Here is a 13,744-nt window from a genome sequence, read left to right on the forward strand (position 1 = left end):
TTATCACCGGTGACCTAGTCACCGGTTTGTTGTTATAAGAGAAAAGCATATGAATATCGAACAGAAAGTTATTGAGTGGCGTCATCACATTCACCAGCACCCTGAGTTTGGTACCCAAGAGCACGAGACTGCAGCATTTGTAGCAAGCAAACTAGAAGAGTTTGGCATTGAAGTGCACACAGGCATCGGCGGCACTGGCGTTGTAGGTATTTTAAAGTGTGGCGATAGCGACCGTTCAATTGGCCTACGTGCTGATATGGATGCCCTGCATATTCATGAAGAAAACACTTTCGATTACGCATCTGTAAACGAAGGCGCAATGCACGCTTGTGGTCACGACGGTCACACGGCAATGCTACTGGCTGCAGCGCATGAGCTAGCACAAACCAAGAATTTTGACGGTACGGTTTACTTCATCTTCCAACCAGATGAAGAGCGCGGCACAGGGGCTAAAGCGATGATCGCTGACGGCCTATTCACTCGTTGGAAAATCGACGGCGTGTACGCAATGCACAATCTACCGGGTATTGAAGCAGGTCATTTCGTGACTCGCCCACACTCAGTAATGGCAAGCGAAAGCAGCTTCGAAATCGAAGTGCTAGCAACCGGCGGCCACGCGGCAATGCCACACATGGGTACTGACCCTATCGTTGTTGGCGCGCAAATCGTCACTGCAATTCAAACTATCGTATCGCGTAACCTAAGCGCAATTGACGAAACTGCAGTTATCTCGGTAACAGAGTTCGCTACTAACGGTACCGTTAACGTTATCCCAACTAAAGTGACTATCACGGGTGATACTCGTAGCTTTACTGATATCGCGTTAAACAAGATTGAAAAAGCCATTGAGCGCGTTGTTGCGGGTCAGTGTATGTCAGCAGGCGTTGATTACACTTACAAGTTCAACAACAGCTTCCTATCGACTATCAACACCCCAGCTGAAACAGCTTTCGCGATTCGTGCGGCTGAAACTGTGGTTGGCGAAGATAAAGTTAATGGCAGCTGTCAGCCATTCACGATCAGTGAAGACTTCTCGTTCATGCTACGTGAAGCACCAGGTTGTTACATCCTAGTGGGTAACGGCGCTGGCTGTGGTTGTGGTAGCGTGGCGCTACACAAGCCGACTTACGACTTTAACGACAATATCTTGGTATCTGGTCTGAGATACTGGCAGACGCTTGTTGAACAATGTTTGGCTAAGTAATTTGCACATGAGTTAACTGAGTTTGAGTTTTGTCTCAAACGAGGTCGATATAGAAGGCTATGAGCTTAGGTTCATAGCCTTTTTTGTTGCTTGGTTTTTGCGCCAAGCGTTCGCAAGGGGGAGTTAGACTTCGTCTAACGATTAAAGCAATCAAGCTGCGCTTGATGAAGGTCGTGAGCTTCCAGCTCACACTCGGGCAAAAGGGGGACAACAGCTTCTCCCTCTTGGCCATTTTTGTAATAAAGAGTCCGAGCCGCCCCCTAACGAAGTTGTTGATCCTCAGTCATTATCGAAAATCGCTATCGCCTCATATTCGCCATCCTTGGCTCACCTAAGGCTACCTCGGCATCCATGCCTCGCTCACGCGCCTAATGTTTGTAAGAGTTCTTCAATGACGTCGGCAGCTTCGATGGGAATAGGTGTTTTCTGTTATCTTTTCGTAGCTGTTGGTATTTCTCTTTCTTGTTAAGCGGAGCGTAGAGGCTGAAAGTTTGTGCTTTTCTAATCCCGTGTAGATGCGGCCGTGACCGTACATGACATGGACGTCATGGCCGAGCTTCCAAGGATGGATTTACAGCGTGTCACGGCAGTGTCTGCACATACGCTGACTGCAGGCCATTGGAACCACAGATAGTTGATTTAAGCTGGGCTTAAATACTATCCCAAGGTTCCATCATTTGACCTAGAAATGGAGGCTCACTCCATTAGCTTAAGCTGACTCTTACCAAACTCCGTAGCAAACGGCATGGCGTCTGTTGGGCTGAGGGTGAACTCATTCTCGCAACCTCTGCCGTTCGGTGTCTCCCAAAGCTCGATGCCTTTTGGGGTGAGGGTTAGGTAGAAATAGCCTGAGCCGTCTGAGTTGTCGCAATCTTCATAAACTTGCATATCGGCAAACAGCTTTTCGCGCAGAGCGTCTGGCAGTTGATGCTGCATTTCATCAAGGGCTACATCGTCTCTAAACCATTGCCATGGATTGAATGGCTTGCCATCACTCAGATTAAAACTGGTATAGGTGCGGCTTATGCCGCCAGCGCCATAGCCTGCTGCCCAGCGGTAAAATCTTACACTTAGCCAATGTTGATTAATAAAATCGATTTCAGCTCCGGTTTCGTCTGCGATTGCATGGCCTACTCGAGCCAGCATGTCGCGGCGAGTTTCAAAGGTTTCTGCAAGCAGCTGCTCGCTAGTTAGCTTTTGCTTTAGCCACTGATTAATCGCCGGAATACCTGTTTGTTTACCTTTAAGCTCGAGGCCGAGTTCTGTGCCATAGCTGAGTTGACGATAGCTTATTGGGTTAGCGTTAGCTTTGTTAGAGTTGGCTTGCTGAGAGTCAGCATTGTCAAACGGCTGCCATTTTCCACGCTTAAGTTTGGGAGCTGTTTCTAGCGGCAGGTTATAAGCATCGCTGCTGCAATCATTGATGCTATCAGGGCTGATTTGGCGCTCAAGGATAATGGCTAATGACTTGCCCTGTTGGCCTTTTGGACTCGTGCCATTGTCTTTTGACGGCTCTGTTTTAGACCACTCTTGATTAGACCAGAGCCCAACTAGCTGTTGCTCGTTGATACTGTCAAACTGCCAGAAGCCGGTTTGCTTATCTTCTTGCCAGTGGTTATCGACCTGTTCCAGTCTGATCGGCGTTAAATAACGCTGATAGTAATAACTGCCTGTACCGTATTCATTAAAACACACACGAATGTTGCTTTTGCCTAAGGTGCCTTGCCATACCCCAGTTAACTCATCATCGGCAAACACTGGTAAAGCTAAATTTGTGAGTAGGGCAAGCAAAATATAGGGTATGAATCGAGTATACATAGCGGTAGTCTCTGAAAATGCCTGCAATAGGCGTCAATTAGGCTGAGTAATCGGTCTGAATTTTAAGCGATAGATTAGCGTTTTAGTGATTTAAAATCAAAGCGTTCCAAATTTACACCGTTGCTTGTGGTGATGACGTTCTATTTAGCGGCTTTCTGTTCAATGTGTGCGTGGATGCTCAAGCTTTGAGGTTTTTAAGTATGGAGCTGTTAAGCTTTATTTAGGCGGCTATTTAGTCATGGTAATAACGATAGGATGCTGTTGATTACATATATTTATATTTTGTTTATGTCTGTTTTAAATGAAAAATGACTAAGTAATAATAAAATTCGTTATATTAAATGCAATTTGTGTTTTTATATGGTTTGCCTTTGGTTAATGTTTGATTCAATTGTTTGATTCCTGTTCGTACAGTGACTGCTTGTGTTGGTTATTATTTATTGGAGATTTATTTATTGTTAATATAGCGATGATTCATATTGGAATAATAACAGTATGAGTCATTCGATAATTAATTATAAATATGGATTACATAATGTTTAAGAAAATCGCTCCAGTATTGTTAGCTTTGTTAATGGTAGGCTGTGCTACACAGGGTAATAAAATTGACGAAGAGGCCATTAGCAAAGTTAAGAAAGGTCAAACAACTGAAGCTCAAGTAGTTAGTATGCTTGGCAAGCCGACTTCTTCAGGTTTCTCATCTGACGGCTCTAAAATGCTAACATTTAGCTACACTAACGCAAGTGCAAACCCTATTTCATTCATTCCATACGTGGGTATGCTGTTTTCTAGCACAGATGTTGAATCACAAATGCTATACATTACTTTAGATAAGAGCGGTAAAGTTGCTGATTATACTTACAGCAGCAGCGAATCTGAAATGAAGACTGGTTTACTATAAGTCTTATAAAGCTTTCCCCTCTAGTTACTTTTGAATTTTCATTAGTAACTAGAGGTTTTGTTAAATACATTTCAATATCAAAAATACCTGCTTTTTATTTGTAAATCCCCTTCTAATACTAAGTCGTGACTATAAATACCATTGCGATATTTAATATTAAATACATCCGTAAAATACTAAGTTTAATTTAAGTGTTTGTTGTTTTATTAACATTGGTTTTGTATTGTTACTTATATTTAACTCTTGTGTCTTGCTCTGTTTGATTTCATATACATTCATATGGCTAACTACTTGTTCAAAGCAATTCTTAAAAATTGAATCTAGCTTAAGGAATTTCTTATATTTTCCGAGTAGGATCCAGCGCCTGCTGTTTTGGCTGCTTGCTGAGGCTGTTAGTTAGCACTAAATATGATTTTTAAGAGGATTGCACTTGAGCACTTTGTTTTCACCTAGCCGTATTGGCAATATGACCCTGAAGAACCGTTTTGTACGCAGCGCTACTTGGGAAAACATGGCCACTGATACTGGCCATATGACCGATAAACTGTACGCGGTTTATGAAGAGCTGGCTAAAGGTGAGGTAGGGCTGATTGTTACAGGCTATGCCAACATTGTTGCCGAAGAAAAGCCTAATGCTGGCATGATGGGCATGTATGACGATTCTTTTATTGCTGAATACCAAAAGTTGACGAGCTTAGTCCATTATTATGATTCTAAAATCGTGATGCAACTGGCTTATGGTGGTACTAAGACTACTTATAATGTCGGTGAGAGAGTGATATTCGCTCCGAGCGCTATTGCTGAGCGTGGTACCCAAACTATGGGTAAGGCGATGACCAAAGCTGAGATTGATTATATTGTGCAGGCATTTGCTTTGGCGAGCCGCCGCGCAAAAGAGTCAGGCTTTGATGGTGTAGAAATCCATGCTGCGCACACTTATCTGATTAACCAATTTTTGAGCCCATATTACAACCAACGTCAAGATGAATACGGCGGCAGTCTTGAGAACCGTATGCGCTTCTTGCTGGAGATCTACACTGCGATCCGTAAGTTGGTTGGCGATGACTATCCGATCTTAGTTAAGTTAACCGCCTCTGAGTTTTTCGATGGTGGTTTAACCTTCGATGACACCCGAGCTATCTGTAAAAAGCTGGAAGCAGTTGGCGTTGATGCGATTATTATCTCTGGCAACATTCATGGTAATGCTAATTCTGTAGTGGGTGAACAATTTGATGGTTATACCATTCAAAGTGAAGGTTACTTCCGTGAGTATGGTGCAGTTGTTAGCCAAGAGGTTGGAGTACCGATTATTACTGTTGGTGGTTTGGCCGATATTGCTGCCATTGACGAGATAGCGACTACCACCAATATTCAATATTTTGCTCTTTCACGACCACTTTTAGCTGAACCGCATTTAGTAAAGCGTTGGCAGGATGGTTGTAGTAAAGAAGTCGACTGCGAGCGCTGTTCAAAGTGTCGTACTAAACGTGGTAATTTCTGCGTGGTATATAAGAAGCGCTAAACAGTAGATAATGTTGATGCTAATTATGGCTAATTGGCGTCAACACCCCCTCCTGAGTTGAAAAGTATTAATTGCTAAACTCTGCAGGTAGTTTTGCTTGAGTATCTCCGCATAAGCAAACTATTAATTTCAGTTTTTCCATCATGAACTTGTTAATTATATTAGCTTCGACCTATATTTGAGTGAAATGCTTATTTATAGGTGTTTAGCATAGGCTTCTTCGTGGCTGTTATCGTTCCTACCTATCCTCATAGCGCGCTGTGTCTGGGTTTAGTTAACATTCGAGTGTTTATTGTTCAGTAGGTTTTAAGTGGTTAGGAGTATATGAGAACTGTGTCACAAATTGTGTTTATTCGCGACATAAGTTTGTCGACAGCAAGTTGAATTAACATTATTTTATCCTTAGTCCATATTAATCGTAATCTGGATAACTTTCGAGTGTTATAAGACTCACAAAAAAAACCGTTCACACACATAATTCATACTCTTTCTTTTAGTAGAAAACCCGTCTGGCCCTTTCAGCACGGGGAGCAGTCTGTGGCGTGCACTTAATTAAATTTGTTTTTAGGTTGTTACGGACAATAAAAAATGAAAAAACACTTCGAGCTTATCGATAAGCCGACATTTTTCGGCGCAATAATGCTGCTTTGTGCAGTTGTGATCCCTTTGCTGATATTTCCAGACGAAGGAGCAAAGTGGATTGCAGTTGCTAAAACATTTATGACAGACAAGCTGGGCTTTGCATATTTAGGCCTAGGTTTGGCGGCATTTTTCTTCATGATCTATATCGTTTTTTCTGATATCGGTCAGATTAAATTAGGCGATCCTGATGAAAAGCCTGAATTTGCACTAGCGTCTTGGGCGGCAATGCTATTTTGTGGTGGTATCGGTGCCAGTATCCTTTACTGGGGTACCATTGAGTGGGCTTATTACTACCAAAACCCACCATTCCAGCTAGAAGCTGGCAGTGAAGAAGCGGTGCGCTGGGCAGCAACTTACGGTTTGTTCCACTGGGGACCAATCGCTTGGTGTATCTATATGATCCCAGCCATCCCAATTGCTTACTTCTTTTATGTACGTAAGCAGCCTGTACTTAAAGTATCTGCTGCGCTTATGCCTGTTATTGGCGAAGCCAATAGCTTCGGTAAGCTAGGCAAAGTAATTGATGTACTGTTTATCTTCGGTCTATTGGGCGGCGCGGCAACAACCTTAGGTTTGGCTGCACCACTGATTAACGAAGGTATTAGTTACCTGTTTGGTATTCCAGCATCGACAGGTAGCCAAATTGCGGTGCTAATGGTGTGTACCGCCATCTTTGCTTACTCATCTTATATGGGTATGGACAAAGGCATTAAGATTTTAAGTAACATTAACTTCTGGGGTGCGTTAGGTTTACTGCTATTTGTATTGGTTTGTGGCCCAACAATCTTCATGTTGGAAACAGGCTTAGACTCAATCGGCCGTATGTTGTCTAACTTCTTTGTTATGGCGACCTGGGCTGAGCCATTCGGTGGTATGGGTACCTTTGAAGATACTCACTTCCCACAAGATTGGACGATTTTCTACTGGGCATGGTGGTTAGTATTTGCGCCAAGTATGGGTCTATTCGTTGCACGTATTTCACGTGGTAGAACGATTAAGCAGATGGTGTCTGGTGCGGTATTCTTTGGCTCACTAGGCTGTTCAATGTACTTCATCATCTTGGGTAACTACGGTTTATCACTGCAGTTGTCTGGTGAGCTTGATGTGGTGAGCATTCTTAATGCTGAGGGCGCGACTCGCGCAATCTTCGCCATTTTAGAAACCCTGCCGTTTAGTACACTAATTATTGCAGTATTTACCTTGTTATGTGTGATTTTCACCGCAACAACGTTTGACTCAATCTCTTATATCTTGGCATCGGTTGTACAAACTAACGTAACCGAAGATCCAATGCGTTGGAACCGTTTGTTCTGGGCTTTCACTTTATCATTTATGCCTTCGGCACTGATGTTTATGGGCGGCTTAGCAACATTGCAAACAGCGGCAATTGTGGGTGGTTTACCATTATTGATTATCGCGGTAATGCTAATGATCTCTGGCGTTAAAGCGGCGACGTTAGACTTAGCGCATCAAGATGATTACGTCGATCCTGTGATTAATATTTCAGATCTTCCTGATGTTGACCCTTGGAGTAAAGAAGGTCAGGCATTAGCTCGTTTTGAAGGGCTACGTGATAACGCGATTGAAGCTGCAGAGCTTGAGCGTGAAGCTAACGATGCTATCTGGATGCTTAAGAAGCAGTTACGTAAAGAAGCACTGTCACGCGGCGAATCGAGTATTGATTTGGGCGACGCGCCTGATGAGATCATCGAGCAGCTACGCCAGTTAACTGATGATTCAATGAAGGCTAAAGAGGCCAAACTTGCAGCGTCAGAGCTTGCACAAGAAGCGCGTGTAGCTTTTGATGCGCTAATGCGCAGCAAGGAAGAAGAAGAGGCATTATTAGCTCAAGAAGAAGTTAAGCTGGCTATTCAGGCACGCTTGAATACCCCTAGCTAATAGTAATATTTCCGATTAATGCTTGAACATGGATTTTCAGGCATTAAGCGATAAACGCTAGATACAAAAAAGCCGCTGATAAGCGGCTTTTTTATATTAATCATAAGATTAACGCATAGTAACAAACTCTTCTGCGCCAGTAGGATGAATCGCTACAACGGCATCGAAATCAGCCTTCGTTGCGCCCATCTTCATTGCCACACCAAAGCCTTGTAGAATTTCATCCATACCGTAACCGATACCGTGAATACCCACGACTTTTTGGTTATCGCCCGCGCAGACTAACTTCATCTTACAAGCTTGACGATGTGCAGTAACGGCTGTGTACATTGACGTGAAACCAGAGGTGTAAACCGTTACGTTTTCTTCGCCGTACTGCGCGATAGCTTCTGGCTGAGTCAGACCCATAGTGCCGATTGCTGGGTGGCTAAATACTACGGTAGGAATAACGCTGTAATCCATCTTCGCATCTGTCATGCCGTTGAATAAGCGCTCTGACAGGAGGCGGCCCGCTTTAACGGCAACAGGTGTTAGCTCAACGCCGCCAGCCATGATATCGCCAACACAGTAGATGCCTGCATCTGTGGTGTTTTGCTGCTCATCAGTAATCACGTAGCCTTTAGCATCTAGTTCAACTTTAGTATTTTCAAGACCAATGTTGCCCGTTGATGGATGACGACCAATTGCCCAAATTAAACAATCAACATCGTAGCTTTCGCCATTTTCAATCTTAAGGGTTAAGCTGCCATCGTCATTTTTGATGACCGACTCTGGCGTGCTGTGAGTATGTAGCGTTGGGCCATCAATTGCCATCGACTCCATTAATGCTTCGCTCAGCATAGGGTCAAAGTTACGCAGTGGTGCATGTTTACGTACAAATAGGTGGGTATCGCTACCTAGTGCTTGTAATACGCCAGCAACCTCAACAGCAATATAACCCGCGCCCACAACCGCTACGCGCTTTGGCTGTGCTTCTAAAGCAAAGAACCCGTCTGAATCGATGCCGTACTCAGCTCCGGGAATGTTTGGAATCGTTGCCGCGCCGCCAGTGGCAATTAAGATGTTATCGGCAGTGTAGTGTTCGCCATTCACTTCAATAGTTTTACTATCGATAAAGCGGCCATAACCACGCACTAGCGTTACACCATTGCTTTCAAGACCACGGTCATATGAGCCGTGAATACGGTCGATATAGGCTTCGCGGCTAGCAACAAGCGTACTCCAGTCGAACTTATTAACGGTTACGTCAAAGCCATAATCTTTGGCATATAAGTGCATAGCTTCGGCAACCTGCGCACCGTACCACATTACTTTTTTCGGAACACAACCTACGTTTACACAAGTACCGCCAAGCTCTTTGGCTTCGATAAGCAATACTTTGGCACCGCGCATGGCAGCTCGGTTAGCTGATGCAATGCCGCCGCTTCCTGCGCCAAGACAGATATAATCAAAATGTTGAGCCATGTGTATCTCCAATAAAGTTGTGAACTGCTGAACAAAGGCAGATAAATAGGGCGCCTTTGAACTTATCATTATAATGAATACTAGCTTGAGCATTGATCTGCTCTTAGCTAGTTGAGCCTAACTGTATGAGCTTAACGAGCCCGCAGTTGCGGTTGATGCCTTGCAGTTAGAGACCCATTTTCAGCCTCAGGCAAATATATTTGCCGTATACCAATAAGACGTAGGTAGCTGTCAATAGACGAACTTCCATCGCCAAAAACTGTGATTGGCTTGTCGGTCAGCTCAAGAACAAGCCATTGTAGAGGGAATTTTTTAATCCAGCTAGCCCAATCAAGAATGAGTTAGATGAGTTTAAAAATACTGTATTAGCTTGCTTAGTAGACTATTAAATGGGGACGAATACATCTCGGTTCAAGTGTTTAATTACCGCCGTGAATTATCTTTTGCTTAATCACTGGTGTAACCGTTACTCTGCATCAAGGCTTGGCGAAATAGACCGAGATATTAGAGTATTTGTTGCACTGAGCTAGCCGCGAGATTGTTGCGAAGCATTAACGCCGATACTGACAAACTGCATGATCGGCTTGCTCTGGACCTTCTGCACCACATTTCATGCATTGCCATTCATCTTGGCGCATATCGAGCTCTTGCTGATAATGTTGATTACGCGAGTTTACTCCTGAGTCTAAGTTACGCTCAAGGGAAGTCATACGGGTGTTCAACCAGCGGCAACTGGGATTATTTGCCACAGAATCTCGGCTGGCGAGTTTTTGTTTGCGACTTTTTGCTTTGGTCTTTTGGTTAGTCGTTTTTTTGTTTGTAGGCTTTTGTGTTGATGATTTCTTAATAACAGGATTGCTAAAACGTAGATCTGTATGGGTTTTGTTGCTGGGCGTAATAGGTTGCCCCTTGTCATTCAAGATGCTGCCTAAAGGCAGAGATGTAGGCTCATTGGCTGATGTATTAAGGGGAATACACATCAATATGCAGGTAAGCAGCATGAGGTGGTATAGATATAACATTCCTTGTTCCTCGGTATGCAGAAAACAATCCGTGTTTTCTGCTTGGGTTTAGCGACTCTGCGTTTTCGAGTGCCAAATTACGATATTTGCCTAATTATAACGGATGACTAGAGATCTTGGATTAAAAGCTCCAGCTTAAGTGGATACCGGCATAAGTCTCGTCTAAGTCACCAACGGTACCGTTATTGCGAGCTTCAAGTTTGATATCTTCTTGGGCGATGGTTTGGCTAATATGGCCTGAAAGCACTAAATTATTAGGCAGTTGATATTCGGCTTCGACACCAAATTGAAAGTGGTTAGCACCATCGTGCTCTTCGGTAACATATTGAAAATCGAAACCTTGGGTGACGTATGGACTAACGGTAAACCCTGGAGCCAATTCCCAGTTACTGTGTAAGCTTACTTCGATAAAGTAACCAGCGGCTTCGGTCGAATAGGTGTAGCTTACAGAAGGGATCAACCATTCTACAGCTGTGTACTCTAAGCTACTAAATAGCTCATTGTCGTGGGCGCGCTCGTCGCCGTAAAACTCAAGGCGTTGATAACCTACGCTACCGTTTAAATTTTCAGTTAGGTCAAAGCCATACTCAATACCAAAGTTCCATTCCGTATAGTGCTGGCTGTCGCCCCGACCGACAGTGGCATATACGTTGAGGTTGTCTTTTTGTATTGCGGCAGTGGCCCAATAGATGCCACCTTTATCTAAGTTATTACGGCCTTCTGAGATATATTTTGAATCCCAGCCTAAGTCGAATAATGCTTGAACTTGCTGGTTGTCATTATCAGCAGGTAATGTTTTAAGGATCTTAGTGCTATGAGAATCATCGATGTTAGGCGCTTCATCGGCAATTGCGGCTGAGCTCATTAGGAGTGCTGCTAAGGCTGTGCATTGATAGGTTTTTATCATGTCAGGACTCAAATATTGGCGAAAGAAATTGACCCTGTGCATACTAGTTTTTAATACGAGAATGTAAATGATAATGGCTCTTATTTGCGACCCGCTTTGCAATACCAAAAGTGTGCAAAGTTTGTGCGGTTAAAGTTTGATTTATATCATAGTAAATACGATTTCTTACTGCTAGAGCTTACATTCTTTACAAAGAATTATGGGTTAAATATTGAATAATCGCTGATTCGCCCTTATCTCTTACTTATCAACATAGAATGTTAAGGAATTATCGATGAGCAATCCTTTGCTAAACAGTGCCAAGCTTCCCCCTTTTTCAAGTATTCAACCTGAACATATTCAGCCTGCTGTTGAGCAAGGTATTGCTAATTGCCGCCAAAAAATTGAAGAGGTGTTAAAGCACCAAGGCCAATTTACTTGGGACAACCTTATTGCTCCACTTGAAGAGGTGGATGACGAGCTAGGTAAGATCTGGTCACCAATTTCGCATATGAACTCGGTAGTCAGCAGTGAAGAGTGGCGTCAGGCACACGATGCATGTTTACCTTTGTTGTCTGAGTACGGCACGTTTGTGGGCCAGCACCAAGGTTTGTATCAAGCATATAAGTCATTGGCTGAATCTGCTGAGTTTGCGACTTATTCGCAAGCTAAGAAAAAGCTTATTGAAAACAGCCTACGTGATTTTGAATTGTCAGGTATTGGTCTAAGCGATAGTGACAAACTACGCTATGGCGAGTTAGTTAAGCGTATGTCTGAACTCACCAGCAACTTCTCTAATCAGTTACTTGATGCCACTCAAGCTTGGACTAAGTTAATTACCGATGAAACTGAGCTTGCTGGTTTACCAGAGTCTGCTGTAGCTGCCGCTAAAGCGATGGCAGAAGCTAAAGAATTAGATGGCTGGCTATTTACACTCGACTTCCCATCTTACTTGCCTGTTATGACTTACAGCGAAAACCGTGAACTGCGTGAAGAGTGCTACCGTGCATTTGTGACTCGTGCTTCTGATCAAGGTCCAAATGCCGGTGAGTTTGATAACGGTCCATTGATGGATGAGATTTTAGCTGTGCGCCACGAGCTGGCCAATCTACTTGGTTTTGACAGCTTTGCAGATAAGTCATTAGCAACCAAAATGGCAGAATCTCCAGCACAAGTTTTAGACTTTTTGACTGAGCTTGCTGCGCGCTCGAAGACACAAGGTGAAACCGAGCTGGCAGAACTTAAAGAGTTTGCTGCCAAAGAATGTGGGGTTAGCGAATTAGAATCGTGGGATCTGTCTTTTTATGCTGAAAAATTAAAGCATCATAGATACGAGATCTCACAAGAGATCCTGCGTCCATACTTCCCTGAGGACAAAGTGTTATCTGGTTTGTTCTATACGGTATCACGCCTGTTTGGCTTAACGGTTACCGAGCAAAAAGAGTTCGATACCTACCATAAAGATGTGCGTTTCTTTGATATTACCGACGCTAACAATGAGCATCGCGGTAGCTTCTACCTCGATTTATATGCTCGTGAAGGTAAGCGTGGTGGTGCTTGGATGGATGATTGCCGTGCTCGTCGCGCAACGGTTAACGGTTTGCAAGACCCAGTGGCTTACTTAACCTGTAACTTTAATGCTCCTGTGGCAGGTAAGCCTGCACTGTTTACCCATGACGAAGTGACCACACTATTCCATGAATTTGGCCATGGCATTCACCATATGCTGACTAAAATCGATGTGGGTGGCGTATCTGGCATCAGCGGTGTGCCTTGGGATGCTGTAGAGTTGCCAAGCCAGTTTATGGAAAACTGGTGCTATGAAGAAGAAGCGCTAGCGGAGATCTCAGGACACTACGAAACTGGTGAGCCTTTACCTAAGGCTCTACTAGACAAGATGCTAGCGGCGAAGAACTTCCAGTCAGGCATGATGATGTTACGTCAGCTTGAGTTCTCACTATTTGATTTTAAAATGCACCTTGAATATGACCCAGCTAAGGGCGCAGAGATCCAGCAAAAGCTTGACGAAGTTCGTGACCAAGTTGCGGTAATTAAGGCGGCTGAGTTTAATCGCTTCCAACACAGCTTTGCGCATATCTTTGCTGGTGGCTACGCGGCAGGTTACTACAGCTATAAGTGGGCTGAAGTGCTTTCTGCAGATGCTTTCTCACTGTTTGAAGAGCAGGGCATATTCAATCGTGAAACTGGTCAACGTTTCTTAGAGAACATTTTAGAAATGGGTGGTAGTGAAGAACCTATGGAGCTATTTAAACGCTTCCGTGGTCGCGAACCACAAACCGATGCATTACTAAGACATAGCGGTATAACGGGCTAGCATAGACTGCTATCTATAATTGGAAAGGCGCCTTAGGCGCCTTTTTTGTTT

Annotated in this window: 9 protein-coding genes; 5 read left to right on the top strand and 4 right to left on the bottom strand. The window is 43.8% G+C overall.

What is annotated here, in order from left to right; all coding sequences use genetic code 11:
• The first annotated feature begins 49 nt into the window (after positions 1 to 49).
• Positions 50 to 1,204 carry a M20 aminoacylase family protein gene (locus tag AB4298_RS02070; protein ID WP_371985587.1) on the top strand — a complete coding sequence of 385 codons (1,155 nt, stop codon included), beginning with the start codon at positions 50 to 52 and terminating at the stop codon, positions 1,202 to 1,204.
• A 696-nt stretch (positions 1,205 to 1,900) separates the two neighbouring features.
• On the opposite strand, the gene AB4298_RS02075 is transcribed toward AB4298_RS02070, so the two are convergent.
• Positions 1,901 to 3,022: a hypothetical protein gene (locus tag AB4298_RS02075; protein ID WP_371985588.1), complete on the bottom strand. Its 1,122-nt coding sequence runs from the start codon at positions 3,020 to 3,022 to the stop codon at positions 1,901 to 1,903.
• Positions 3,023 to 3,557: 535 nt separating this feature from the next.
• Between AB4298_RS02075 and bamE the strand changes: the two genes are divergently transcribed.
• The 3 genes from bamE to AB4298_RS02090 all read left to right on the top strand — a co-directional run bounded on the left by bamE (position 3,558) and on the right by AB4298_RS02090 (position 7,986).
• Positions 3,558 to 3,923, top strand: coding sequence for an outer membrane protein assembly factor BamE domain-containing protein (gene bamE / locus AB4298_RS02080; RefSeq protein ID WP_248999864.1), 366 nt, complete (start codon positions 3,558 to 3,560; stop codon positions 3,921 to 3,923).
• Between the two features lie 430 nt (positions 3,924 to 4,353).
• Positions 4,354 to 5,445, top strand: a complete 1,092-nt coding sequence (locus AB4298_RS02085) for an NADH:flavin oxidoreductase (RefSeq protein ID WP_371985589.1) — start codon at positions 4,354 to 4,356, stop codon at positions 5,443 to 5,445.
• Positions 5,446 to 6,033: 588 nt separating this feature from the next.
• Positions 6,034 to 7,986, top strand: a complete 1,953-nt coding sequence (locus tag AB4298_RS02090) for a BCCT family transporter (protein WP_248999862.1) — start codon at positions 6,034 to 6,036, stop codon at positions 7,984 to 7,986.
• Positions 7,987 to 8,094: 108 nt separating this feature from the next.
• Here the strand turns inward: AB4298_RS02090 and gorA are convergent, their stop codons facing one another.
• From gorA to AB4298_RS02105, 3 genes are all read right to left on the bottom strand, one after another.
• On the bottom strand, positions 8,095 to 9,450 hold the full coding sequence (gene gorA, locus AB4298_RS02095; RefSeq protein WP_371985590.1) for a glutathione-disulfide reductase: 1,356 nt from the start codon (positions 9,448 to 9,450) through the stop codon (positions 8,095 to 8,097).
• A gap of 551 nt (positions 9,451 to 10,001) precedes the next feature.
• On the bottom strand, positions 10,002 to 10,472 hold the full coding sequence (locus AB4298_RS02100) for a hypothetical protein (protein ID WP_248999860.1): 471 nt from the start codon (positions 10,470 to 10,472) through the stop codon (positions 10,002 to 10,004).
• A gap of 121 nt (positions 10,473 to 10,593) precedes the next feature.
• Entirely contained in the window at positions 10,594 to 11,379 is a 786-nt protein-coding gene (locus AB4298_RS02105) for a hypothetical protein (protein ID WP_371985591.1), read from the bottom strand.
• A gap of 274 nt (positions 11,380 to 11,653) precedes the next feature.
• Here AB4298_RS02105 and prlC point away from each other — a divergent pair, with 274 nt between their 5' ends.
• The gene (prlC, locus tag AB4298_RS02110) at positions 11,654 to 13,693 is read left to right on the top strand and encodes an oligopeptidase A (RefSeq protein ID WP_371985592.1); all 2,040 of its coding nucleotides are present in this window, start codon (positions 11,654 to 11,656) and stop codon (positions 13,691 to 13,693) included.
• Positions 13,694 to 13,744 lie beyond the last annotated feature (51 nt).

This window comes from Shewanella sp. 10N.261.52.F9, assembly GCF_041471165.1.
Classification (GTDB): Bacteria; Pseudomonadota; Gammaproteobacteria; order Enterobacterales; family Shewanellaceae; genus Shewanella; species Shewanella marinintestina.

Coding starts and splice junctions, on each gene's coding strand:
- prlC (WP_371985592.1), top strand. CDS start 11,654: ATGAGCAATCCTTTGCTAAACAGTGCCAAGCTTCCCCCTTTTTCAAGT.
- AB4298_RS02105 (WP_371985591.1), bottom strand. CDS start 11,379: ATGATAAAAACCTATCAATGCACAGCCTTAGCAGCACTCCTAATGAGC.
- AB4298_RS02100 (WP_248999860.1), bottom strand. CDS start 10,472: ATGTTATATCTATACCACCTCATGCTGCTTACCTGCATATTGATGTGT.
- gorA (WP_371985590.1), bottom strand. CDS start 9,450: ATGGCTCAACATTTTGATTATATCTGTCTTGGCGCAGGAAGCGGCGGC.
- bamE (WP_248999864.1), top strand. CDS start 3,558: ATGTTTAAGAAAATCGCTCCAGTATTGTTAGCTTTGTTAATGGTAGGC.
- AB4298_RS02070 (WP_371985587.1), top strand. CDS start 50: ATGAATATCGAACAGAAAGTTATTGAGTGGCGTCATCACATTCACCAG.
- AB4298_RS02090 (WP_248999862.1), top strand. CDS start 6,034: ATGAAAAAACACTTCGAGCTTATCGATAAGCCGACATTTTTCGGCGCA.
- AB4298_RS02075 (WP_371985588.1), bottom strand. CDS start 3,022: ATGTATACTCGATTCATACCCTATATTTTGCTTGCCCTACTCACAAAT.